This is a genomic window from Clostridium saudiense, assembly GCF_000577815.1.
Taxonomy (GTDB): Bacteria; Bacillota; Clostridia; order Clostridiales; family Clostridiaceae; genus Clostridium; species Clostridium saudiense.
In genome coordinates this window covers 18,015-42,270 of sequence record NZ_CBYM010000029.1, presented here as the reverse complement: position 1 = coordinate 42,270, position 24,256 = coordinate 18,015, and the positions used below count along the sequence as shown (strand labels likewise).

Annotated in this window: 22 protein-coding genes, 4 tRNA genes, 2 riboswitches and 1 other annotated feature; of the genes, 5 read left to right on the top strand and 21 right to left on the bottom strand. The window is 28.0% G+C overall.

From position 1 onward, the window contains the following. The 6 genes from TY07_RS12870 to TY07_RS12845 form a co-directional block, all read right to left on the bottom strand. Positions 1 to 253: sugar phosphate nucleotidyltransferase (locus TY07_RS12870; protein ID WP_042400615.1), on the bottom strand; the 253-nt coding region annotated here is incomplete at its 3' end. A gap of 69 nt (positions 254 to 322) precedes the next feature. Beyond that, positions 323 to 1,699 carry an aldehyde dehydrogenase gene (locus TY07_RS12865; RefSeq protein WP_042400612.1) on the bottom strand — a complete coding sequence of 459 codons (1,377 nt, stop codon included), beginning with the start codon at positions 1,697 to 1,699 and terminating at the stop codon, positions 323 to 325. Positions 1,700 to 1,731: 32 nt separating this feature from the next. Further along, positions 1,732 to 2,460 (bottom strand): DUF3298 and DUF4163 domain-containing protein, encoded by a 729-nt coding sequence (locus tag TY07_RS12860; protein WP_052330724.1) that lies wholly within the window; start codon positions 2,458 to 2,460, stop codon positions 1,732 to 1,734. A 685-nt stretch (positions 2,461 to 3,145) separates the two neighbouring features. Beyond that, positions 3,146 to 3,931: a 23S rRNA pseudouridine(2604) synthase RluF gene (rluF, locus tag TY07_RS12855; protein ID WP_042400611.1), complete on the bottom strand. Its 786-nt coding sequence runs from the start codon at positions 3,929 to 3,931 to the stop codon at positions 3,146 to 3,148. Positions 3,932 to 4,018: 87 nt separating this feature from the next. Beyond that, positions 4,019 to 5,023: an anti-sigma factor domain-containing protein gene (locus tag TY07_RS12850; protein ID WP_042400610.1), complete on the bottom strand. Its 1,005-nt coding sequence runs from the start codon at positions 5,021 to 5,023 to the stop codon at positions 4,019 to 4,021. A gap of 15 nt (positions 5,024 to 5,038) precedes the next feature. Then, a complete protein-coding gene (locus tag TY07_RS12845; RefSeq protein ID WP_242833263.1) occupies positions 5,039 to 5,638 on the bottom strand; it encodes a class D sortase in 600 nt (199 codons plus the stop codon). Positions 5,639 to 6,113: 475 nt separating this feature from the next. Here TY07_RS12845 and ispF point away from each other — a divergent pair, with 475 nt between their 5' ends. Then, on the top strand, positions 6,114 to 6,590 hold the full coding sequence (gene ispF, locus TY07_RS12840) for a 2-C-methyl-D-erythritol 2,4-cyclodiphosphate synthase (RefSeq protein ID WP_042400607.1): 477 nt from the start codon (positions 6,114 to 6,116) through the stop codon (positions 6,588 to 6,590). Between the two features lie 129 nt (positions 6,591 to 6,719). On the opposite strand, the gene TY07_RS12835 is transcribed toward ispF, so the two are convergent. The 4 genes from TY07_RS12835 to TY07_RS12820 all read right to left on the bottom strand — a co-directional run bounded on the left by TY07_RS12835 (position 6,720) and on the right by TY07_RS12820 (position 9,341). Beyond that, complete coding sequence (locus TY07_RS12835; protein WP_042400605.1) at positions 6,720 to 8,003, bottom strand: Na+/H+ antiporter NhaC family protein; 1,284 nt, start codon at positions 8,001 to 8,003, stop codon at positions 6,720 to 6,722. Positions 8,004 to 8,086: 83 nt separating this feature from the next. Beyond that, positions 8,087 to 8,274, bottom strand: a riboswitch (SAM riboswitch). 186 nt (positions 8,275 to 8,460) lie between these two features. Continuing rightward, positions 8,461 to 8,536: transfer RNA gene (locus TY07_RS12830), tRNA-Lys, on the bottom strand. Positions 8,537 to 8,542: 6 nt separating this feature from the next. Continuing rightward, positions 8,543 to 8,616: transfer RNA gene (locus tag TY07_RS12825), tRNA-Gly, on the bottom strand. Between the two features lie 50 nt (positions 8,617 to 8,666). Further along, positions 8,667 to 9,341, bottom strand: coding sequence for a hypothetical protein (locus TY07_RS12820; protein ID WP_042400603.1), 675 nt, complete (start codon positions 9,339 to 9,341; stop codon positions 8,667 to 8,669). A 194-nt stretch (positions 9,342 to 9,535) separates the two neighbouring features. Between TY07_RS12820 and TY07_RS12815 the strand changes: the two genes are divergently transcribed. Further along, the gene (locus TY07_RS12815; RefSeq protein WP_042400602.1) at positions 9,536 to 9,937 is read left to right on the top strand and encodes an HNH endonuclease signature motif containing protein; all 402 of its coding nucleotides are present in this window, start codon (positions 9,536 to 9,538) and stop codon (positions 9,935 to 9,937) included. 197 nt (positions 9,938 to 10,134) lie between these two features. On the opposite strand, the gene TY07_RS12810 is transcribed toward TY07_RS12815, so the two are convergent. The 3 genes from TY07_RS12810 to TY07_RS12800 all read right to left on the bottom strand — a co-directional run bounded on the left by TY07_RS12810 (position 10,135) and on the right by TY07_RS12800 (position 10,706). Next, positions 10,135 to 10,208 (bottom strand) — tRNA-Gly (locus TY07_RS12810). A gap of 121 nt (positions 10,209 to 10,329) precedes the next feature. Beyond that, positions 10,330 to 10,413, bottom strand: a tRNA-Leu gene (locus TY07_RS12805). 56 nt (positions 10,414 to 10,469) lie between these two features. Continuing rightward, the gene (locus tag TY07_RS12800; protein ID WP_042400600.1) at positions 10,470 to 10,706 is read right to left on the bottom strand and encodes a hypothetical protein; all 237 of its coding nucleotides are present in this window, start codon (positions 10,704 to 10,706) and stop codon (positions 10,470 to 10,472) included. 322 nt (positions 10,707 to 11,028) lie between these two features. Then, positions 11,029 to 11,237 (top strand) — a binding site (T-box leader). 251 nt (positions 11,238 to 11,488) lie between these two features. Between TY07_RS12800 and thrS the strand changes: the two genes are divergently transcribed. Beyond that, positions 11,489 to 13,420, top strand: coding sequence for a threonine--tRNA ligase (thrS, locus tag TY07_RS12795; protein WP_042400598.1), 1,932 nt, complete (start codon positions 11,489 to 11,491; stop codon positions 13,418 to 13,420). A gap of 137 nt (positions 13,421 to 13,557) precedes the next feature. Continuing rightward, positions 13,558 to 14,484: a M48 family metallopeptidase gene (locus TY07_RS12790; protein ID WP_042400596.1), complete on the top strand. Its 927-nt coding sequence runs from the start codon at positions 13,558 to 13,560 to the stop codon at positions 14,482 to 14,484. Between the two features lie 155 nt (positions 14,485 to 14,639). Here the strand turns inward: TY07_RS12790 and rpsD are convergent, their stop codons facing one another. From rpsD to TY07_RS12750, 8 genes are all read right to left on the bottom strand, one after another. Continuing rightward, positions 14,640 to 15,236 carry a 30S ribosomal protein S4 gene (rpsD, locus tag TY07_RS12785; protein WP_042400595.1) on the bottom strand — a complete coding sequence of 199 codons (597 nt, stop codon included), beginning with the start codon at positions 15,234 to 15,236 and terminating at the stop codon, positions 14,640 to 14,642. Between the two features lie 293 nt (positions 15,237 to 15,529). After that, a complete protein-coding gene (locus tag TY07_RS12780) occupies positions 15,530 to 16,750 on the bottom strand; it encodes a homoserine dehydrogenase (protein WP_042400592.1) in 1,221 nt (406 codons plus the stop codon). 22 nt (positions 16,751 to 16,772) lie between these two features. Further along, positions 16,773 to 18,050, bottom strand: a complete 1,278-nt coding sequence (locus TY07_RS12775; protein ID WP_042400590.1) for an O-acetylhomoserine aminocarboxypropyltransferase/cysteine synthase family protein — start codon at positions 18,048 to 18,050, stop codon at positions 16,773 to 16,775. Positions 18,051 to 18,298: 248 nt separating this feature from the next. Further along, a riboswitch (SAM riboswitch) is annotated at positions 18,299 to 18,471 on the bottom strand. 71 nt (positions 18,472 to 18,542) lie between these two features. Further along, a complete protein-coding gene (locus TY07_RS12770) occupies positions 18,543 to 19,106 on the bottom strand; it encodes a 5-formyltetrahydrofolate cyclo-ligase (protein WP_042400589.1) in 564 nt (187 codons plus the stop codon). Between the two features lie 185 nt (positions 19,107 to 19,291). Next, positions 19,292 to 19,444: a zinc-ribbon domain-containing protein gene (locus tag TY07_RS12765; RefSeq protein WP_042400586.1), complete on the bottom strand. Its 153-nt coding sequence runs from the start codon at positions 19,442 to 19,444 to the stop codon at positions 19,292 to 19,294. 200 nt (positions 19,445 to 19,644) lie between these two features. Continuing rightward, entirely contained in the window at positions 19,645 to 20,664 is a 1,020-nt protein-coding gene (locus TY07_RS12760; RefSeq protein ID WP_042400584.1) for a homoserine dehydrogenase, read from the bottom strand. A gap of 75 nt (positions 20,665 to 20,739) precedes the next feature. After that, positions 20,740 to 21,609: a CPBP family intramembrane glutamic endopeptidase gene (locus tag TY07_RS12755; RefSeq protein ID WP_042400583.1), complete on the bottom strand. Its 870-nt coding sequence runs from the start codon at positions 21,607 to 21,609 to the stop codon at positions 20,740 to 20,742. A gap of 154 nt (positions 21,610 to 21,763) precedes the next feature. Next, positions 21,764 to 22,084 carry a DUF1540 domain-containing protein gene (locus TY07_RS12750; protein ID WP_042400581.1) on the bottom strand — a complete coding sequence of 107 codons (321 nt, stop codon included), beginning with the start codon at positions 22,082 to 22,084 and terminating at the stop codon, positions 21,764 to 21,766. Positions 22,085 to 22,349: 265 nt separating this feature from the next. On the opposite strand from TY07_RS12750, the gene TY07_RS12745 reads away from it, so the two are divergent. Further along, entirely contained in the window at positions 22,350 to 24,011 is a 1,662-nt protein-coding gene (locus TY07_RS12745; RefSeq protein WP_042400578.1) for a glutamine--tRNA ligase/YqeY domain fusion protein, read from the top strand. Positions 24,012 to 24,256 lie beyond the last annotated feature (245 nt).

Sequence of the window (24,256 nt, the reverse complement as noted above, 5' to 3'; positions counted from 1 at the left end):
CTTTATTTTCAGGCTCAGTAAATATATTTTCAGAATTAACGTCAGATAACTCACCTCTTATTTTATCTAAATAATCTTGGTTAGTTACTACATAAATATTGTCCTTCTTAATTAAAGGAGTAATTCTTTCAACAGTATTTACTAAAAAGCTTTTATTATTAATAACCTTCAAAAATTGTTTAGGTTGATTTGCTCTTGATAAAGGATATAGCCTTGTACCTTTTCCCCCAGCTAAAATTAGCGCGTATATCACAAAATTCCACTCCATGTAGTACTATGGTTTATTATATGAGTGCTTTTTCCCAATTGTGAAATTATAATATTATTTCATTATTTTCTTTACTAATTTCAATTTATTTTTATAAGGCGCAAACCTTACATTAAACTCTGCAAATGTTCCTCTATCCATTACAGCCCTATTATGTGTGAAGGCTTCAAAGCTTTCTCTTCCATGATATTTACCAACTCCGCTATTTCCAACTCCACCAAAAGGCAAATTAGAATTAGCAACATGAATGATAGTATCATTTATAGTAACTCCTCCAGAAGTTGTTGCTCTTAAAATATACTTAATTTTCTTTTTGTTTTCTGAGAAATAGTATAAAGCTAACGGTTTTTCTCTATTATTAATAAATTCAACCACTTTACTTAAATCTTCATAAACTAACACTGGAAGAATTGGCCCAAAAATCTCATCAGTCATAAGAGGAGATTTAAGATCTGGCTTAGTTATAATAGTTGGTTCCATATACAAATCATCTTTATCAATATTTCCACCAAAATAAATTTTACCATCCATTAAATAGCTCATTAATCTCTCTAAGGAGCTTTTGTTAACAACTCTAGGATAATCTTTACTTAACCTAATATTACTTCCAAACTGTTTATGTATTTCATCAACTATTAACTTTAATAGCTTTTCTGCTACTGATTTATGTACACACAAATAGTCAGGTGCTACACAAGTTTGACCTGCATTTAAGAATTTTCCCCACACAATTCTCTTAGCTGCTAAATTTAATTTTGCATCGGAATCGACTATACATGGACTTTTTCCACCAAGCTCTAGTGTTATAGGTGTTAAATATTTTGCAGCCTTTTCCATAACTATTTTTCCTACTCTCACGCTTCCTGTAAAGAATATATAATCGAATGGTAAGTCTAGAAGAGTAGATACTACTTCTTTTCCACCTAGTGGGTTTACAACCTTTAAATATGCCTCATTAAAATTTTCATTAATCATTTTTTCAAGCAATAAAGCTACATTCTTAGTATTTTCTGACGGTTTTATTATTGCAGTATTTCCAGCAGAAATAGCCCCTATTAGCGGTGATATAACTAATTGAAATGGATAATTAAACGGACCTATAATAAGCGTTACTCCATAAGGTTCCTTATAAACATAGCTTTTAGATGGATAGTAAATTATAGGTGATTTCCTTTTCTCCTCTTTTGCCCATTTTCTAACGTTCTTTATATGAAGATTAATATCATCATATACTATGCCAATTTCTGTGGCATATGCTTCAAACCCCGATTTTCCTAAATCTTTTTTTAATGCTTCTAATATTTTATCTTCATTAATTTTAATTATATTTTTTAACTTTTTCAAATTTTGAATTCTATAATTAATATCTATAGTTTTACCAGTACTAAAAAATTTCTTTTGCTTTTTAAAAATCATTTCTATATGTTCCATTACCGAACTCCTCGTTTATTTTAAATCAATATTTAAATCTTACCATAATTCACATTACTTTGTATAAGTTTATTTGGTATAACAAATTCTGATATTCCTGATGCATATGGTGCAATTTCATATAATCCAAAGTAAACTACGATATTTCCATTTTTAATATAAAAAGTTTGATTATCACTTATACCATTAAAGCCATCTTTTCCAGGAAAGTACCTATCTGGATCCTTACTTATTTGTCTATTAATTTCTTTATTTAATACATCTTTATAAGGAAAATCACTTTTAAAAATATCTTTTAACTGTAACTCATTTCCTGTTACTGAATCTATATTATATGCTACCCTATTAGTAATTCCATGAGCTCCACCTGTAAATTGATAATAATCTATGTAAAAGCTTATAATATCTGAATTATTAGTTACTTTATATCTTACATATAATTGATAAGAAATTAATGGTGAAGGATAATCTTTAAAGTATTCATCAGCAATACTTTTAACTTCATCAATCCACTTTTCTGTCCACTTTGTAATCTTATCATTAATTTCAGCTTCTTTTTTATCATTACTTAAGCCTTTTATTTGCGGAACAATCACGTTAATATCTAAATAATTATTTTTTGATTTATATATTTTATCCACAATCTCAACACTCATATTATCCTCATTTAAGCATTCACTTTTCAACATAGCCTGTGGATAATTTGTGATTACTGTTAGTAACATCAACATTACTAAAATCCACATTTTTAGGCACTTCATAAAACAATCCTCCTTTTATTTCGATAATACTCATACTCTTTTTATTATTATCTACAATATTGTTAATAATTATTAACATATCTATCAACATTTTTTTAACAAGTTATCCACACCCTGTTGTGGATTATGTGTGTAACCTCTATTTTTTGTTAATTTTATAATTTTTTTCATAAAATTATTTTATGCATGTTTTTAAATTTATTATTAATTTAATTTTTATTACCTGTTTTATCGCTCTTTTTCTGATAATATCTTAATTTTATACACATAAAATTAACTATTTAATTTTTATTAACTTATCAACACCCCATTCTAATTATTAACATTTTATAGACATTAGAAAATATAGATTCACTTTTTAAGTTTAGCTATTTTCATTAATTTATCACACATGCAATCAATTTTACCATTTTTTTTAATATACATCATTACTCATCATTTTCTTATATTATTTTTATTCATTTTAAATTCTAAAATTCATTTTTATAATTTAAAATATAAATATTTAATTTGTTATACTATTAAGTAATCATTTTATTTTTACTGTGTGTGGATATCTTTTTTAACTTTTTATCTTAATTCAGAAACTGTAGATAATTTTTTCAAAAAAATAAGCCACAGCTTTTAGCTATGACTTTTGTATTAATTTTATTAAAACTTCATTACTTATAAAGCATTTATTCTATTATTCCTCTTCATCAACCTCTTTAGTTTTTCCTGATGTTGAAATAAGAGAATTTAATTCTTTAAGCTCTTTATAAGTAAGATCTCTCCATTTTCCTATTTTTAATTCACCTAAATTTATATTCATAATTCTAACTCTTTTAAGCTTTACAACTTCATAACCTAAAGCTTCACACATTCTTCTTATTTGTCTGTTTAATCCTTGAGTTAATATTATTCTAAAAGTATTATTTCCTTCTTTCTTAACATAACATTTTTTTGTAACTTGCCCTAAAATTCTAATTCCGTTGCTCATTCTTCTAACAAATTCTTCATTAATAGGCTTATTAACAGTTACTATGTACTCTTTTTCATGATTATTTCCAGCTCTTAATATTTTATTAACTATATCTCCATCATTAGTCATTAATATTAATCCTTGTGAATCTTTATCTAATCTTCCTATTGGAAATATTCTCTTCTTATGATTTACAAAATCAACAATATTACCTTTTACCTTATGCTCTGTTGTGCAAGTAATTCCAACAGGTTTATTAAGAGCTATATATACTAATTCTTCATCCTTAGAAATCAACTTTCCATTAACCTTAACCTTTTGCCCCTTTGAAACTTTAGTTCCCATTTGAGCTTTTACCCCATCAATAGTAACTAAACCACTTTCAATTAACTTATCGGCTTCTCTTCTTGAACAAAAGCCCGATTCACTTATATACTTGTTTAATCTAACAGTATCTCCTCTATCATTATGAACAATTACATTCTTATTTTTTCTTGACTTTTGTTGCATATGTACCTTCCTTATATATTATATTTGGAAAATTCAAGACCTCCAAAGCCCAATTTCTTTTGGATTTCGAGGTCCATTTCTCCATTATTAATTAAACTTATGCTCTCTACCAGAATTATTGAATCTAACCTTCAAGTCTTTCTTATAAATATACTCTTCTGTTTCAGGTAATGAATTATATCTTAATTCTTTACCTGTTACTGTTACTGTAATTCCCGTGAATTTTACCATTTCATTTTCATTAGCATATTCTATAATTTTATATATTGCTCTGTCAAGCTTTTGATCTAACAGGTTAGTTTCCTCTACTAGCAACTGTCCCTTTTCTGTTGATGATGTAATATTTAATACTCTGTTAAATCCATTAATCTCTAATCTAATTGGTGAAGTTGTTTCAACAACAATAGTTCGAACAACATTGTTATACTTATAAAGCATTGAAATTGAAAATACCACTAAAAATATTAATACAATTGATATATATATTTTAAAATCCTTTAATGTCTTCTTTTCATTTGCCTTAACTTCTTCTCCATTTATTACATCTTGGTTTAACTTAACCTTTTTAAACTCACCAATAGATGTAAGAATAATTGCATTCTTTTTATTTTTCCCTATTACAATGCCATTAACACCTATTTTTTCTTCATACTCTATAATTTCTTTTTTATTTTTTTCCTCTTCATCTTCTATACTATTTTCAACTATTTGTACATAATCCTGAATATTTTTATATATTGGATTTCCAAATATTAATGTATATGCAACTATATACTCCCTATATTTTTGTAAGAATTTCTTATCTACTCTTGTAAATCTATGTAAAACATCAATTGGTACATCCTCATTCTTCACAAAAGCATCATACAATTCAAAATTATTTATAATGAACATGGCTATAGTTAATAGCTCATTTCTTTTAGAATAATCCACTTCTGAATTTACTAAGTCTCTTATAAGCACTTTATATTTTATTAATTCTGATACAAGTTGATTTACTTGTTCATTTCTTGCTTCTACTATATCATTACCAATTAAAATCAACGGCTGTGTTGATGAAAATCGATATTTATTCTTTTGAAACTTGTCCATTTACTCCCCCTACCCTTATGCCTCATTTTTCTCAATAAGTTTTCCTGTTACTATCACTCTTCTTTTTGACCCTATTGTACATGTTATTAATGTAATTTTTTCATAATCTGCATTTTCCAAAACCTCAACCTGTTCAGGTTCTACAATAAAGCTTTCTTCAACTTCATATGTATATTTCCCATCTTTTGTAGTAACAATTACATTATCACCAGGTTTTACTTTATATAAATTTATAAATGCATCTGTAAAATCAGAAACTCTATGTCCTGCAACTGCAAAATTCCCTACTTCTCCTGGCATTGTTGATTCTGGAAACTTTCCTAAGAAATATTTAATTACATCCTCAGTTATTCCTTCCACAACCGGCTGTTTTAATTTAATTGAAGGAATCTCCATAATTGCTATAGGAGTATATCCATTTATTGAATCTAAATTTACTTCTTCCTCAGTATTCTCATTATCCCCTTCTGCTAATTGACTTTCAAAGGCTTCTAATAATTCATTTTGCTTTTGGGATGTAACTATCTTCTTATATGCTACAGTTCCAATTATTCCGACCCCTATAAGTATTAGTAATACCCCAATAATTTTTCTAAACTTTTCCAACAATTCCACCCCTATATTAAATTTCTTTTTTTATTTTTCTAATTTTGTACATATATGATTTTTTCTACATATATTATAACATAAGCACTTAAAACATTAATACCTTTTAATGTAAAGTATATGGGGGAGTTTATGAAATATAATAAAGATAATGTGATTTATATCGATTTCATATTCAAAAGAAAAAGAATTAACTCTAAATCTCTTTTATTATTATATAGGCTTTACTCTAAGCTATTAAGAATTTTTCCATTCAGAATTAATCGTAACAAAAACAAAAAACAAGCTTCTTATAATAGTAGAAAAACTTCGAACTATTAATTTTATTATCCCATTTTTATTTTCAAAATACATCTTTATGTTAAAATATATATATCGAACTATTAGCTTCAGGTGAAGCTTCTACTTCACCTGTTTGCTAAAATTATTATCTAAAGTCACTATTATGACTAAGCTATAATACAAAAATTAATGAGGTGATTTAATGAGAATAGGAATGGGATATGACGTACATAAATTAGTAGAAAATAGAGATTTAATTTTAGGCGGAGTGAAAATACCTTATGAATTAGGTTTACTTGGTCATTCGGATGCGGATGTACTTCTACACGCAATAATGGATTCTTTACTTGGCGCTTCTGCATTAGGTGATATCGGTAAACACTTTCCTGATACCGATCCAAAATACAAAGGAATTTCTAGCATTGAGTTATTAAAGCATGTTGGAAGACTATTACATCAACATAATTATATAATTGGAAACATTGATGCTACAATAATTGCTCAAAAGCCAAAAATGGCACCTCACATACCTAATATGCGTGAAAATATAGCGACTGCTTTAAACATATCAATCGACCAAATAAATGTTAAAGCAACAACTGAGGAAGGTCTTGGTTTTACAGGAGAAGGCCTTGGAATATCATCACAATCAATTTGTTTAATAGAAAAGAACAAATAATAATTTATAATAAAAAAAACAATAGTGTAGGATTATATCTATTTCCTACACTATTGATTTTTATATTATATTTTAAAATTATGTATTTAATTATTTTAAAACTCTACGTACTTATTACCATATCATTTATTAATTTGCCTTTTTTCTATGGTACCAAGCTATTGCAATAATTGCTGAAATCCCCATTAAATATGGATAAAATAAATATTTCATTATTGCAAATGGTGAAAGTGCAGCAAGTCCAGCTGCAGATATAAGTTGTGCACCATAAGGAATTACACCTTGGAATACGCAAGAAAACATGTCCATAATTCCGGCAACTCTCTTAGGCTCTAATCCAACTTCATCTGATATATCCTTAGCTATAGGTCCAACAGTAACAATTGCTACAGTATTATTTGCTGTACAAATATCTACTAAACTAACTAAAGCCGCAATTCCAAACTCTGCTCCCATTTTACTCTTAAAGCCCCTTAATCCTTTATTTATAATAAAATCTATTCCACCATTATATTTTATAATCTCAATAGTTCCAGCAATTAAAATAGATATTATAATAAGTTCACTCATTCCACCTATCCCATCAGCAATTGCACCAAAAAATCCTAATATATCAAAACTTCCTGTTGCAAATCCAATAATACCTGCTATTACTGTTCCACCTAATAAAACTACAATAACATTTAACCCTACTAAAGCTCCTACAATAACTGCTATATAAGGAACTATTTTTATTAAACTATAATCTAATGCTTCAACACTAGTTACTCCTGAATTTCTTGTTATTAAAACAAAAATTAAAGCTGTAATTATAGCTGCAGGTAACACAATTTTAAAGTTCATTTTAAATTTATCTTTCATCTCACAACCTTGAGTTCTTGTTGCTGCTATAGTTGTATCTGAAATCATTGATAAGTTATCACCAAACATTGCCCCACAAACTACTGCTGCAACTGCAATTGCTGTAACTATTCCTGTTTTTTCTGCAACTCCAACAGCAATTGGAACTAATGCAACTATAGTACCCATTGATGTCCCAACTGATAATGAAATAAAACAAGCAATTACAAATATTCCTGCAATCATTATATTACTTGGAAGTATTGATAACCCTAAATTCACAGTAGAATCAACAGCTCCCATAGATTTAGCTACTTGTGCAAATGCACCAGCTAATATAAATATTAATACCATCAATATTATATTGGTATTCCCAGCACCCCTACAAAAAATTTCAACTTTTTCATCAAATTTAACTTTTCTATTCATTAATAATGCAACTAGTGTTGCAGCTAAAAATGGTACTATTACCGAAACTGCATAAAAGTCTTTTGCTAATAAAGCTGACGATACATAAACTATTATAAAAACTAATAATGGTAACAACGCCCATCCATTTCCCTTTTTGTTCATCTTTCTCTCCTCCTTGGTATTTTACTCAAATAAAAAAAGCCCCCGAGAAACTCAGGAGCTTAAATATCAAAACTACATATAATTTCTCATCTATCAGGATTTAGCACCATCATTAATAGTTAATAATTAATAGTTATTGATGAAATTCTACTGAATTTCTAAAATATAAAAACTATTTAAGTTTTTATATCAACTACTAACTAATAGCTCTTAACTGCTAATAGGTTGCCGGGCTTCATAGGGCCAGTCCCTCCACCACTCTTGATAAGATATTAATTTAAAATGTGATTCTAAAGTTTTATTTAAATAATATAACTTTATTACTCGCAAATTGAAACTTTATATTTTAAAAATATATTTCCTTATTCATATTAACAAGTTGATATATCACTGTCAACTGTAAACAAAATCCAATTAAGATTAATAAAAAAAGAAGTAACAAAAGTTACTTCTTTTTTGGTGCGCCATCACGGGTTCGAACCGGGGACACCCTGATTAAGAGTCAGGTGCTCTACCAACTGAGCTAATAGCGCATAAAATGGAGCGGGTAGTGGGAATCGAACCCACCTTTCCAGCTTGGAAGGCTGGAGTATTACCGATATACGATACCCGCATACTTGACAATATAATTATAACTAATACAAATTATACTGTCAATAAATTTTAAATAACTTCTGTAAGACTCTTTTGTAATATTTTCCTAAAGATTTCACCTGCTTTTTTATCCTTAGTAGCACGGCAACATAAATCCATCCATGTTGTTAAATCCTCATGAGTCTTACTTTTAAACTCCTCCTCGCTACTTGCCATATAATTAGATTCTAAAACAAATTTACCTAAGTCCTCTGGTTTATCAAATAACTTTATATATAAAAACTCTTTACTATCTCCATACCAATCTCTATTAAACTCTCTTATAATTTTTTTCATCTCTATCACTGCTTTATTAGAAGGTAAATCCCAACACTTTTTTACTCTATTTATATATTTTTTCATCTTATCTGCTTCTTCTTTAGTAATTTTTTTACTAACCTCACCATCTCTTATTACTTCTTCAACAGGCTTTAATGGTATATAAGAAACAGAATCATCTTTGCAATTTATCCATATATAGAAGGCCTCTTGTAAAAATGAATATTGTATATATCCTATAAACGCCTTAATATTTGGGAAATAACTCCATATATTATTTAACCCATTTCCCCTAGAATAAATTAAAGTATGCATATAAACACTCTTTTCTGTTGGTAATTCATTCATAAACACATGACCTCTAATAGTTCTATTCTCAACAATAATATTTTTCCAATACTCAAAAGAATTATATTTTTGTCTCATATAATCACCTTCTTTCATAAATTTAAATATAATATAGTATATATTTAATATACCACTTTATGGTAAAAACAATCAACAGTAAACGTTTTTCATTATGTAAATTTGATATTTCACATTATTTAGAATATAATATGAATATAAATATATTATATTATATCATATAATATTCGAAAAAAAATAAAGGGGGCAATCTATTGTACAATTGTGAGATATGTGGAAACAAAGCTGATGTTCATCATATAGTTCATAGAAGCGAGGGTGGTTTTGATATTGAGTTAAATTATAAGTATTTATGCGCTTATCATCACCGTGGGAAAAATGGTCCACATCAAAACCAATTTGTAGATCTTCAATACAAAATCGAAATGCAAAATAAATTGTACAATACTCTTCAAAAGGAATATTACTCTCCAAAGGAGATTTCTCAAATTTTAGGTATTCATAATAATTCCTTAAAAAGATTATTAAAGAACTTAAAGAGATATAAAGAAGGATATAAGCGTGACGATATAATCTATACACTTATGGGTTGCGTTAAATACAGCATAGAAACTTTAGAAGAGCTTGCTTTAGATCGTTTAACTGAAGTACTATAAAACTATATTGAATATAACAAAACCTATTTAAGTATATAGAATTGCCTGCAAAATTATTATATGTGATAATTTTGCAGGCAATTTTTTTATATTTTCTATTTACGAATACTCTATCTTGATCTCATTTCCCATGTGAAACTCATAAACATAGTTTAATAATTATATAACAAAAAAGACTGTGTAAACACAGTCTCACATGGAGCGGGTAGTGGGAATCGAACCCACCTTTCCAGCTTGGAAGGCTGGAGTATTACCGATATACGATACCCGCATAATTATTTTCGCTCGATTCATCCGAGCTCCTTTTAACAATTAATATTATATCCCCTCATTAAAAGCTTGTCAACTATTTTTTTAAATTTTTTTATAAATTTTTAATATATATTTAAAAATGGTGCAGATGAAGGGAGTCGAACCCATACGCCGATGGCGCTAGATCCTAAGTCTAGTGCGTCTGCCAATTTCGCCACATCTGCATACCCACAAATAAATTTTACAACTTTTGTAAAATATTTTCAATATATTTTTTATACTAAATTTCCATGTCTAATTGAATGAAAGATTCTCCTTGTGGTTTTAAAAATTCATAAGTATTTCCTCTCTCCTTATCTCCTATTATTAATAGTCTTTTATCTCCTATTATCATAAATCTATTAAAAAATATATCTTTATTATTACGCCAATATTTTAAAATCCAATGATTAGATTTATTTGAAAAGTATCGAAGCCAATCACTAGACGAAAACTCATTATTTATATATTTAGCCATAAACTTCACTCCCCTAATTAAATTGTTATATCTATAATTAATATATTTATATTCACCTTTACGTAATAAAATAACTGTTTCTAAAATTTTTATATTTTAAAATAAAATTGACTTTTCTTATCACCTAGTAAGCTTGATTGACTAAATTAAAATTTAGAATCTAACTTATAAAAAAAACAGTTTATTGACATAATTAATTCGGATAATTATAATTATTCTTAAATGAAACTCCAATTTCGACTTATAGTAAGTCTATAAAATCGGAGTGATATAATTTATATTACTTTTAAATTATATTTATAACTTTATAATTATTTAAAAATTTAAATCGATGAAGAGACGAGTAAATTAAACCTTCATTTTCAGAGAGAAAATACAGTAGCTGAAAGTATTTTTAAATGAAATTAATTGAAGACTACCTCTGAGAGACTCTAATCCAGTCCGTCGCATCACGTTACGATGTTTACTTAAGAGGCCTATTTTAGGCAATTAAGGGTGGAACCGCGGGAATATAATGCTCTCGTCCCTTTTCTATACTAGATTTGTATAAGAAAAGTGATGACGAGCTTTTTTTATACATAAATTTATTTATTATTATATTAAAATTGAGTTTAAATTTAATTTTGGGTTAACAATAAGACGCTACACATACATATTTAACTCGTACTTAAAATTAAAACTTAATTCTAAATTAATATTAAAGAGAACTCATCACCATATTAAATTTGATGAGTAAAAATCAAATATTTTGAATTTCACTTAAAATGAAGGGAGATACTAAAATGATTAAAGTTACTTTAAAAGATGGGTCTATTAAAGAAGTTGAAAATGGATCATCAGTTTTAGATGTTGCTAAAGCTATTAGTGAAGGTTTAGCAAGAGTTGCTCAATGTGGAATAGTTAATGGAAAAGTTGTTGACTTAAGAACAACTTTAAATGAAGATTGTGAATTAGAAATTTGTACTTTTGACTCTCAAGAAGGAAAAGATGCTGTAAGACATAGCGTTTCTCATGTACTTGCTGCTGCAGTTAAAAGATTATTCCCTGAAGCTAAAATTGCTATAGGACCTGCAATTGCTAATGGCTTCTACTATGATTTCGATGTAGAAAAAGCTTTTGCATCTGAAGATTTAGATAAAATTGAAGCTGAAATGAAAAAAATAATAAAGGAAAATCCTTCAATAGAAAGATTCGAACTTCCAAGAAACGAAGCTTTAGAGCTTATGAAGGATGAACCTTATAAAGTTGAATTAATAAATGACCTTCCAGAAGATGAAATAATATCATTCTATAAAATTGGTGATTTTACAGACCTTTGCGCTGGACCACACGTAATGTCATTAAAGAATATTAAAGCTATCAAACTTTTAAGAAGCGCTGGTGCTTATTGGAAAGGTGACGAAAAGAATAAAATGCTTTCTAGAATTTACGGAACTGCATTCTTAAAGAAAGCTGATTTAGATGCTCATTTAGAAGCTTTAGAAGAAGCTAAAAAGAGAGATCATAATAAATTAGGTAGAGAACTTGGGCTATTTACTACTGATGAAAAAGTAGGTCAAGGACTTCCATTATTTATGCCTAAAGGAGCTAAATTATTCCAAACTCTTCAAAGATGGATTGAAGATGAGGAAGAAAAAAGAGGCTATGTTTTAACTAAGACTCCTTTCATGTCTAAGAATGATTTATTTGTAGCTTCTGGACACTGGAGCCATTATAAAGATGGTATGTTCGTATTAGGTGATGAAGAAAAAGATGCTGAAGTTATGGCTTTAAGACCAATGACTTGCCCATTCCAATTCACTGTTTATAATGCAGAACAACATAGCTACAGAGATCTTCCAATAAGATATGCTGAAACTTCTACTCTATTCAGAAAAGAAGCTTCAGGAGAAATGCACGGTCTTACTAGAGTTAGACAATTCACTTTATCTGAAGGTCACATAATCTGTACTCCAGAACAATTAGAAGATGAATTCAAAGAAGTTGTTGATTTAATAAATTACGTTATGGAAACTTTAGGAATATCTGAAGATATTTCTTACAGGTTCTCTAAGTGGGATCCAACAAATACTGAAAAGTATATAAATAACCCAGAAGCTTGGGAAGCTACTCAAAACCAAATGAGAACTATATTAGATCACCTTGGAATTGATTATGTTGAAGCTGAAGGTGAAGCAGCATTCTACGGACCAAAACTTGATATTCAATCTAAAAATGTTCATGGAAAAGAAGATACAATAATTACTGTTCAAATTGACTTCGCTTTAGGTGAAAGACTTGGTATGACTTACATCGATAAAGATGGTGAAAAGAAAGTACCATTCGTTATCCATAGATCTTCAATTGGATGTTATGAAAGAACTATCGCTACTTTAATTGAAAAGTATGCTGGAGCTTTCCCAACATGGATGTCACCTGTTCAAGCTAAAGTTCTTCCACTTTCTGATAAGTATGCTGACTATGCTGATGATGTAGTTAGAACTTTAAGAAAAAATGGTGTTAGAGTTGAAGTTGACCACAGAACTGAAAAGATTGGTTACAAAATCAGAGAAGCTAGACTTGAAAGAGTTCCTTATATCCTAGTTGTTGGTGAAAAAGAAGCTGCTAACAACGAAGTATCTGTAAGAAGCAGAAGGAATGATGATGAAGGTGCAATGGCTTTAGATGCTTTTGTTTCTAGAATAACTAATGAAATAGCTAATAAAGAAAGATAACTTTATTTAAACATGGTAAACAAATTAGTTTACCATGTTTTTTTCATGAATTTATATTATAAACAACATAAAAATTGTAAAATATATGTATATTAATGATATACTTTTTAATATATTTTTGAAAGGGATTGAGAATTTTGAGTTTTTATGAACAGGATAATATTGAATTAACTACAGAAGAAATTGAAAACTGTAGACATAAATCTGAAAAGAAATGGTATGGGATATTACTATTTATTAATTTTGCTATAATAATCACAGTTATAGCATTTTGTATTATAAATATACATAACTATAATACATTACCTGATACATTAAAAGAATCTTTTTCAGATCCTTCTTCATATGCAAATGTAGTAATATCTCCTACTTCTGCTTTAAGTAGTTTTCCAACCGAACTTCAACTATTACTAGCAGGTATTGTAACAATAATTGCTTTTCCTTTTGGAGTAAATCTTTATTATGCTAAATACAGATCAAGAGCTATAAAAATTACCGAAAACAACTTTCCAGAAGTTTATTATAATATAGCTAAATATTCTCATAAGTTAGGACTAAAAAGGGTTCCTGAAGCATTTTTAATTCAACAAAATGGTGTTATGAATGCATTTTCTGCTTTTATAGTTCGTAAACAGTACATTGAAATTGATAGTGATTTATTTGAAATTGCTTATAGAGAATATAATGACTTAGAATCTATTAATTTTATAATAGCTCATGAATTAGCTCACATTAAATATAAGCATGCTACTTTTTATTATAATTTATTTATAATGTTTTCAACTGTACTTCCTATTATAGGAAGCACTGCTTCAAGAGCTAGAGAATATAGTTGCGATCGATTAGCTCAAAAAGTTACAGGAAACAACGGTGTTGAAGCTATGTTTTCTTTATTTGCAGGGAAACATCTTTATAAAAAAATAGATGTCCATGATTATATTAATAATAGTAATGACATAAAAGGCTTTTTTGTATGGTGTAATAATTTAGTTAGCAGTCATCCAATATTACCAAAAAGAATCAGAGCTTTAGTAAAAGGCGAAGGAAGTGGAGACCTTTATTGATAATATATAAAATGAAAAATAGTTAATGTAATCTGCACATTACATTAACTATTTTCATTTTCACACAACTTATTTAAATTCAATAGTGGCTTATAAATAACATAAGATATAATTTTTAGAGAAAATTTTATTCCTTAAAGGAAAGATGATACTAACTAGTTTTTAGAATAATACTCTACAACTAAAACTTCATTAATTTCTATTGGAACCTCTGTTCTTTCAGGATATCTTTGTAAAACTCCTGAGAAATTAGCTTCATCTTTACTTAAATATGGTAAAACATTAAGAATATTTGATTCAAAATTTTCTTTAAACATAACATTCTTTTGAGACTTTTCTCTTAATTTTATTTCATCTCCAACAGAAACATTGAATGATGGAATATCAACTTTTTTACCATTAACTAAAAAATGACCATGTACAACCATTTGTCTTGCCTGTCTTATTGAATTTGCAAATCCTAATCTATAAACTAAATTATCTAATCTGCATTCTAATAAATTAATTAAGGCATGCCCTGTTAATTCTCTTGATTTAGATGCTTTTTCAAAGTAATTAGCAAATTGCTTTTCCATAACCCCATAATAAGCTCTTAATCTTTGTTTTTCTAATAATTGAGTACCATAGTCAGAAAGCTTTTTATCATTTCTTGCTGTGCCTTTAGTAGCTCTATTCATTGCTTTTGGGTGTCCACAAACATTTAAGCCTAATCGTCTGCACTGCTTAAACCTTGGGCCCATCATCTTTGCCATATAATCATCTCCTTAAATTATTTCTAAGCCTAAATACAATATATCATACATTTTACCTTTTGTAAATGATAATAATTATCATTATCATTTTATTTTTCTGCCTATCTTTTTCAATAATAAAAAAATATATAATATTTAATTGCAATAAAAATAGCGATAAGAATTTAAGATTACAAATTTATACTAACTGAATAAATTCAATTTTAAATCTCTCAACGAAATTTTGTCATAAACTTGTTACTTACAACTTATCACTATCTATACTACTACTTATAAATTTTATCGTAATTAATTTAAGCCACTATTAACTTTTTAGCCCCTTCATAATAAGTCTCATCTTCTATCTCTTCAATAAATTTTTCAACATATGCTTCTGAAGTACATTCAATGAAAATTGCAACCTCATCATCAATAGACTTATCAATAACTTTTATATTATTAAAAGCTTCTCTACATCTATTTATTACTTCTTCTTTATCCAAAGCCTTTATTCTTAATATACAATTGCAAGTTTTACTAGCAAACTTTATTACATTTGCCTCTTCTTTATTAAAACTATCAACTTTAGTAAATCTATTATTTATAATATCATTTAAATCACTATAAACAGCACTTCCTGTAGGAAGTTTACCTGCTCCCTTACCTACAAATAATAGTTCTCCTATTTCATCCCCATTTAAAATAACAGCATTTACTTCATTATTAATTTGCGCTAATATACTTTCATTATCTACTAATATAGGTTTTACTGAAGTATAAACTCCACTTTTACACTTAAAAGCTTCTGCTACAAGCTTTATTTTACAGTTTAACTTATTAGCATATTTAAAATCATTAGTATCTATATTAGTAATACCCTCTATTGATATATCATCCCACTTAAACTTTTTATCAAATGCTAAACTTGATAATATTGCAAGCTTTCTTGCTGAGTCATATCCCATAACATCTGATTCTGGATTAGCTTCTGCAAAACCAAGCTGTTGCGCTTCACTTAAAGCCTCTTCATAGGATAAATTTTCACCATCCATCTTAGTTAATATGAAATTTGTAGTTCCATTTAATATTGCTTTTATACTACTAATTCCATTACCATAAAGACTTTCAGTTAATGGCTTTATTATTGGTATTCCCCCTGCTACAGCTGCTTCAAACTTTAATGAGACATTATTTTCCTGCGCCAATTGGAAAAGTTCATGTCCAAAAGTAGCTATTAAGTCTTTGTTAGCTGTAACAACATGCTTTCCTAAAGCTAATGCTCTTTTTACATAATCATAAGCAGGATGTAACCCACCGATTACTTCTATTACAACATCGCTTTTAATAGAAAAGAACTCCTCTACATCAGTAGTTATAACCTCATTGTGACTGGAATTAAGATGTTTTTCTTTATTTCTAACCAATATACTAGTTATTTTTATATCATCTTCCCTGTTGTATTCTCTATTCTTATCTATTAATTCAATAAGCCCACTGCCTACTACTCCATACCCCATAATAGCTACTTTAGTCATTACTATTCCTCCAATCAAATACCTATATAGCTTTTAATGCTTCACTAATATCATTAATTAAATCTTTAGCATCTTCTATTCCTACAGAAAGTCTTAATAAATCTGGTGTAACTCCACTTGCTAATAGTTCTTCTTCATTTAATTGACTATGACTTGTAGTTGCTGGATGTAAAAGACAGCTTCTTGCATCTCCTAAAGTTACTGCTAAAGCAATTACATTTAATCCTCTACTAAATTCCTTGGCATTTTCAATTCCGCCTTTAACTCCAAATGTTAAAAGCCCACTAGCCCCACCTTTAAGATATTTCTTTGCCAAATCATAATATTTACTTCCTTCAAGTAATGGATAGTTAACCCACGAAACCTTTTCTTCAGTAGTTAACCACTGAGCTATTTCTAAAGCATTTTTTGAATGTCTTTCCATTCTTAAATGTAAAGTTTCTAATCCTAAGTTAGTTAAGTAAGCATTAAATGGACTCATACAAGCGCCTAAATCCCTTAATAAAGTTACTCTAAGCTTTACTATATATGCAGCTTGTCCAAAGCTTTCAACATACTTAAGTCCATGATAGCTTGGATCTGGTGTTGTAAAGTCATTAAACTTACCATTAGTCCAATCAAAATTTCCTCCATCTACTACTATTCCACCAATTGTTTGAGCATGTCCTTCTGAATACTTTGTTGTTGAATGTACAACTATGTTTGCACCATGTTCAAATGGATTGCAATGATATGGTGTTGCTACCGTATTATCTATTATAAGTGGCACTTGAATTTTTTTAGCAACTGAAGAGAACTTATCAAAGTCTAAAATATTTAATCCTGGATTTCCTATTGTTTCACCATATATAGCCTTTGTATTTTCTTTTGCTAGTGATAATATTTCTTCTTCAGATGCATCTGGTTCAACAAAACTAACTTCTATTCCTAAATTTTTTAAATGAACATTAAATAAATTAACTGTTCCTCCATACAAAGATGTTACTGAAATAATATGATCTCCTGCTTTACAAAGGTTTAAAACTGCATAAAGTATTGCTGATTGTCCTGAAGCTGTTGCTACTGCTCCAACTCCTCCTTCTAATTTTGTGTATTTATCCTCTAGCGCCCCAACTGTTGGATTAGAAATTCTACTGTATAAGTGTCCTTCTGCTTTTAAAGCAAATAAAGCTTCTAGTGTATCTGGATCATCATATTTGTAGGTTGCACTTTGATAAATTGGTAATACTCTTGGTTCACCTGACTTTGGTGAATACCCCCCATGAATTCCTATTGTTCCTTTTCCTAAATTATTTGACATAAATAAAGCCCCCTTTTTTTATAATTAGGAGTTCGTAGTTTTTAGTTAATAATTAACTTCAACTCTAATCCTATATTCATTTAAATTTTGATACTTATTGCTCTTTTATTAATTATTAATGGAAAAATATTAGCCTTGTTCTTAATTGTTATAAATTCCAATTTAAAATTTTTATACAAAAAAAGCTATTTCTTATTATCCTTATAGATAATGAGAAATAGCATAAAACTCTATTTTACTAATATATACTCTCATTTCTCAGGTTAAACCTGCAGGATTTAGCACCAACGTACATCAGCAAAATTTATAACTATAAGTCACAGTTAATTTATATAACTTGTCACTTACAACTTATCACTTGTTACTGATAACAGGTTGCTAGGTTTCTCAGGGCCAGTCCCTCCACCGTTCTTAATAAAAGATTTTCTATTAACTTGTTATCTTTATTATACACATATGGAATATTTTTTCAATAGTTTTTTTATAAATTTTTTACATTTTTATAAACTCTTTATTTGATATTATACCATCTGCCTTTATATCATGTTCCTCACACTGTATTTTATCAATGATCTGCAAATCATATGCCAATGCAATTTTAGGACATTTAATATTTTTTCTAGAAATATATTTATCATAATATCCTCCACCATAGCCAATCCTATTTCCAAATTTATCAAAAGCTACTCCTGGCATAATTATTAAATCAAACTCTTCTCCAATTTTATCTTCTTCCACAGTTTTAGGTTCAAGTATTCCCCACTTATCCACACCCATGTTATCTAAACTGTTAATTTTCATAGCTACCATTTCCCTTTTACCTTTATCGGTTTTTGGCACATAAATTTCTTTATTATCACTTAATGCATATTTTATAAACTCCTTAGTATCAACTTCCGAACCAAAGCTTATATAAGTAAATATTTTATTGGCATTCTTATAAGTATCACTATTAATCAACCTTTTAAAGATTATACTATCATATTCTTTTTTTAAAACTACTTCTATATCATCTCTTGTCTTCAATATTTCTTTTCTTATATAATTCTTATCCATAAGTCTCACTCTCCCCAAATTACTTTCTATCTATCTGTATCTTGCTTTTATACATCTCTATATTAAGTGATATTCTTATTTATCATTATACTATAACCCTACTACATATTTTATTAGTTAATTTTTATATTTTAATATAATCAAAAAAGGTTGTAGTTTAAACTACAACCTATAATAATCTATAATTATCTTCTATTTTGTTCTTTTTTAGCTCTTCTACAAGCTACACATCTTGTTGGCTCATTTGTAAATCCTTTTTCTTTGTAGAATTCTTGTTCTCCTACTGAAAATACGAATTCACTTCCACAATCTCTACATACTAATGTCTTATCTGTCATAAATATTCCTCCTGAAATTAAAGATTCTAAATTGATATAATAATCTCTAATTTTCGAGAAACTATTTACCTAAATGAAACTTTTTTTTGTTAGCAACTTTGCTACTCATTTATAATAACATAGTATTTATTAAATTACAACCTTTTTTAATTATTTTTTATAAATAATTAAAATTCATACAATATTTTCTATATTATTATCTAAACACCTCTAAGTAATATTATATCTCTTAATATTGAAGCTGCAGCATTCATGGTTCCTGAAGCGCCACCAATTATACTTATATCCCCTAAAGTATCTGTTTTATAATATATCCCCTTATTTTTATAATCTACGCAATATAACGGATGATTTTCATCAATTTCTATTGGTGTTACATAACCTTTGACTAAATTATCTTTCTTATATACCTTACCAATTAACTTTATCTTATTTCCCCTTACTTTAGCTTTTTCTATATTATCTAATCTAACTTCTTCAATCCCATTAATTTTTAAATCTTCTAGTTTTAAATCTGAATTCATAAGTACATTTGATAAAATAATTATTTTACTTGCTGTATCATATCCTAAAACATCTAAACTAGGATCGGATTCTGCTATACCAACCTTTTGTGCTTCTAATAAGGCTTCTTTATAATCTACATTATCATTAGCCATTTTACTTAATATATAATTAGTAGTGCCATTTAGTACTCCTTCAATACTTTGAATTTTACTCCCTGCAATATCATATATTCCTCCATTAATTGAAGGTAATGCTCCACCTGTTGTACATCCAACCTTAAGCTCTACATTATTATTATCAGCTAAAACTTTTAATTTTTTATAATCTAATAAAATAGGACCTTTATTCCCTGTAACAACATTTATATTATTTTCCAATGATTTTCTAATATGAGTAAGCCCTGGTTCGCCAGTTTCTATATTAGTTGAAGTTAACTCTACCAAAGTATCTATATCATTATTATCAATAATATCATTAATATTCAAATTATCTTTCCACTCATTGTGGCATGTAATATTTATATTTTCATCAATTACTTTTAATATCTCACTTAAATTTATTCCAGAAGCATTGTATATTCCTCCATTGCTTTTTATTATATATTTTACGTTTATTTTTAAATTGTATTGTTGCAATAAATAACTTTCTTTATCTATTAACAATTTTATTAATGCTTGTCCTACTCCTCCAAATCCAATTAACCCAATATCCATAGTATTCACCCCAATTTTATATTATAAAAGCACTTATCTATTTAAAGATAAATGCTAATTATTTCATCACTCATTTTATTTAAAATCGTTATTTATTATATAATTAATAGCTTCTTTACTTCTCTCTTTTAAATTTAATGTCTTAAATAAGTAAATCATTAACACTAAGCCTAATATAGGAAGTAATACAAATAAGATGTTTGTCCATAACTGTGAAGTTGGATAATAAACAAAATTAACTAAGAAGTTATTAGCAAAATGCATTATCATACATAAATATATTGATCTTGTATAATAATATACAGTTCCTATTATTAATCCTAATAAAAACGCATTAATTCCTTGTGGAAAATTTAGATGTGCTATTCCAAATATTAATGCTGAATAAATAATAGCTTTTTTCCTACTATATCTATTAATTAATCCATTTAATATAATTCCTCTATATAATAGTTCTTCAAAAAATGGTGCCATTATGCAAGTTTCTACTAATAATATAACTATAGGAATTGAGTTTAAATATTCAATAACATATTCATATGTATTACCTGTTGGAAAGAAATATAAAATATAATCGAACCATCCATAAGTTAATAAAATATATGAAACTATTAGTAGCGGAACTAATACCCAATCTCTTTTTCTTAATTTAAATCCAGTATTTATATTATTTACTTTATTGTTTCTATTGTTTAGAAAAATAATTAATATTAATATTGCACCAAACTCATATGCTGCCGATAATGCTGTCGATATCCACATCCAAAATCCACTATATGTTACAACTCCTAAACTATTTAATATAATATAAAAAATATCTGTAGGCTTATTTAAAAATAAAGTTATTATATCAAATAAAATTGTTATTCCTATAGCCTGCCAAAAGTTTAATGGGCTTAAATTTATTTTGCTACTATTTAATTCTTTTATATAATTAATCTTCATTAAATTAATCCTTTTCTTTTCTAATTGATTCATATATCTATTCTATTTTAAAAACCAATTAATGTAAACAATGTTATACAAAAAAAGCTAGCTTATTTGATATTAATATTCTTAAACCTTAAGAATATATTATAGCTAGCCTTATATTAATTATCTATTTATCAATCTTTGATACAAAAGTTGAACATTCTGTTTGTATTTCAGATAAAGCATAATCTCCTCCAATTGTTATATTGGATGCATCACATTTATTATCTTTATTATGTTCACAATTTATAGCTTCACAAGTTACATCTAACATTGTATTAGCTGATTTCACACTACTAGTAAGTTCACCAGTTTTTCTTCTAAAATCTTCACAACTTGTAAAATTAGCTGTAATGGTATTTTTACCTGCAATTTTAATACTTTCTTTGCTACACAAGTTTTGTGAATTATATACACATGTAGTAACATTACATGATAAATTATTCATTCTTATACCTCCTCTTTAGTTCATAATTCTCTATATATTATTGTTATAAGCTTACTTTTTTATACTTTCATTAAGTAATTATCTAACTTTTTCTATAAGTTACTTTATTTTTTAGTTATATTCGATTAAAATTATTAGTAATAGTTAAAATATATGTTATAAATGTTATTTACTTAGGACATAATTATTCTTTATAGAATAATTTTAAATTCCTTTAAGAATATTTTTAACTTAAATAATTAAGCGTTAATAGGAGAGGTAAAATATGTCAAGTGAAATTAATTCTTCTAATTTTATAAGAAACATAATAATTGACGATTTAGAAAGCGGAAAACATAAGGAAATAATTACACGTTTCCCACCAGAACCAAATGGATACCTACATATAGGTCATGCAAAATCTATTCTTTTAAACTTTGGATTAGCTGAAGAATTCCATGGTAGAACACATCTTAGATTCGATGATACTAACCCTGTAAAAGAAGATACAGAATATGTTCAATCAATTAAAGAAGATGTAGAATGGCTTGGTGGAAAATGGGATGAACTTTACTTTGCATCAAATTACTTTGATGAAATGTATAACAGAGCTGTTTTATTAATAAAAAAAGGATTAGCTTATGTTTGTGATTTAACTCCAGAAGAAGCTAAAGAATATAGAGGTACTTTAACTGAACCTGGTAAAGAAAGCCCTTATAGAAACAGAACTGTTGAAGAAAACCTAGATTTATTCGAAAGAATGAAAAATGGAGAATTTGCAGATGGAGAAAAAGTTTTAAGAGCAAAAATTGATATGGCTTCTCCAAATATGAACATGAGAGATCCTATTATCTATAGAATTGCTCATGCACATCATCATAATACAGGTGATAAATGGTGCATATATCCAATGTATGACTTTGCACACCCATTAGAAGATGCTATAGAAAAAGTAACTCATTCTATTTGTACTTTAGAATTTGAAGACCATAGACCTCTATATGATTGGGTTGTAAGAGAATGTGAAATGGATTGCCAACCTAGACAAATTGAATTTGCTAGATTAAATATGACTAATACTGTTATGAGTAAAAGAAAACTTAAACAACTAGTTGATGAAGGTGTTGTTGATGGATGGGATGATCCAAGAATGCCTACTATTTCTGGTTTAAGAAGAAGAGGTTGTACCCCAGAAGCTTTAAAGAATTTCTGTGCTGCAATTGGTGTTGCTAAAGCTAACTCTACAGTAGATTCTCAAATGCTTGATTATTTCGTAAGAGAAGATTTACAAATGAAAGCTCCTAATGCTATGGCCGTTTTAAGACCTTTAAAATTAGTTATTACTAACTATCCAGAAGGTCAAACTGAAATGCTTGAAGTTAGCAACAATGCTAAAGATGAATCTTTTGGTAAAAGACTTGTTCCATTCTCAAGAGAATTATATGTTGAACAAGAAGACTTCATGGAAGTTCCAATAAAGAAATACTTTAGATTATTCCCTGGTAATGAAGTTAGATTAATGGGTGCTTACTTTGTTAAATGTAATGAAGTTATCAAAGATGAAAATGGTAATGTTACTGAAATTCACTGTACTTATGATCCTGAAACTAAGAGTGGTTCTGGATTTACAGGAAGAAAAGTTAAAGGAACTATTCACTGGGTAGATGCAAATAATTGTGTACCTGCTGAATTTAGATTATACGAACCATTAATCTTAGATGATGCTCCTGAAAATGAAGGTAAGAATTTCTTAGAACAAATAAATCCGAACTCTATGGAAGTTTTACAAGGATTTATTGAGCCAACTGCTGCTAAGGATGCTAAACCTCAAGATAAATTCCAATTAGTTAGAAATGGATTCTTTAATGTTGATACTAAGTATACAACTGCTGATAAATTAGTATTTAACAGAATTGTATCTTTAAAATCTTCATTTAAATTAAAATAAAAGAAAAAATAAGAGAAAGGCAAATGCCTTTCTCTTATTTAAATTAGGTATAGTGAGTGTTCTTGAGGTTTCATACACAGTAATACTTTATAATCGGATTCACACTGAGTCGCCACTTATATAATCATTTTTCTATAGCTTTCTTTCGATGCAAAAACTATAAACACCAGTTAAATTGTTTAGGGTTTACTTCTTTTTTAATATTCATCCCATCAGTCTTCCTCCAACACTCTTATCAATATTAT

Bases quoted from the DNA above. Each gene is read 5' to 3' on its own strand.
- TY07_RS12865 (WP_042400612.1), bottom strand. From the start codon at position 1,699: ATGGAACATATAGAAATGATTTTTAAAAAGCAAAAGAAATTTTTTAGT.
- TY07_RS12860 (WP_052330724.1), bottom strand. From the start codon at position 2,460: ATGAAGTGCCTAAAAATGTGGATTTTAGTAATGTTGATGTTACTAACA.
- rluF (WP_042400611.1), bottom strand. From the start codon at position 3,931: ATGCAACAAAAGTCAAGAAAAAATAAGAATGTAATTGTTCATAATGAT.
- TY07_RS12850 (WP_042400610.1), bottom strand. From the start codon at position 5,023: ATGGACAAGTTTCAAAAGAATAAATATCGATTTTCATCAACACAGCCG.
- ispF (WP_042400607.1), top strand. From the start codon at position 6,114: ATGAGAATAGGAATGGGATATGACGTACATAAATTAGTAGAAAATAGA.
- TY07_RS12835 (WP_042400605.1), bottom strand. From the start codon at position 8,003: ATGAACAAAAAGGGAAATGGATGGGCGTTGTTACCATTATTAGTTTTT.
- TY07_RS12820 (WP_042400603.1), bottom strand. From the start codon at position 9,341: ATGAGACAAAAATATAATTCTTTTGAGTATTGGAAAAATATTATTGTT.
- TY07_RS12800 (WP_042400600.1), bottom strand. From the start codon at position 10,706: ATGGCTAAATATATAAATAATGAGTTTTCGTCTAGTGATTGGCTTCGA.
- thrS (WP_042400598.1), top strand. From the start codon at position 11,489: ATGATTAAAGTTACTTTAAAAGATGGGTCTATTAAAGAAGTTGAAAAT.
- rpsD (WP_042400595.1), bottom strand. From the start codon at position 15,236: ATGGCAAAGATGATGGGCCCAAGGTTTAAGCAGTGCAGACGATTAGGC.
- TY07_RS12780 (WP_042400592.1), bottom strand. From the start codon at position 16,750: ATGACTAAAGTAGCTATTATGGGGTATGGAGTAGTAGGCAGTGGGCTT.
- TY07_RS12775 (WP_042400590.1), bottom strand. From the start codon at position 18,050: ATGTCAAATAATTTAGGAAAAGGAACAATAGGAATTCATGGGGGGTAT.
- TY07_RS12770 (WP_042400589.1), bottom strand. From the start codon at position 19,106: ATGGATAAGAATTATATAAGAAAAGAAATATTGAAGACAAGAGATGAT.
- TY07_RS12765 (WP_042400586.1), bottom strand. From the start codon at position 19,444: ATGACAGATAAGACATTAGTATGTAGAGATTGTGGAAGTGAATTCGTA.
- TY07_RS12760 (WP_042400584.1), bottom strand. From the start codon at position 20,664: ATGGATATTGGGTTAATTGGATTTGGAGGAGTAGGACAAGCATTAATA.
- TY07_RS12755 (WP_042400583.1), bottom strand. From the start codon at position 21,609: ATGAAGATTAATTATATAAAAGAATTAAATAGTAGCAAAATAAATTTA.
- TY07_RS12750 (WP_042400581.1), bottom strand. From the start codon at position 22,084: ATGAATAATTTATCATGTAATGTTACTACATGTGTATATAATTCACAA.
- TY07_RS12745 (WP_042400578.1), top strand. From the start codon at position 22,350: ATGTCAAGTGAAATTAATTCTTCTAATTTTATAAGAAACATAATAATT.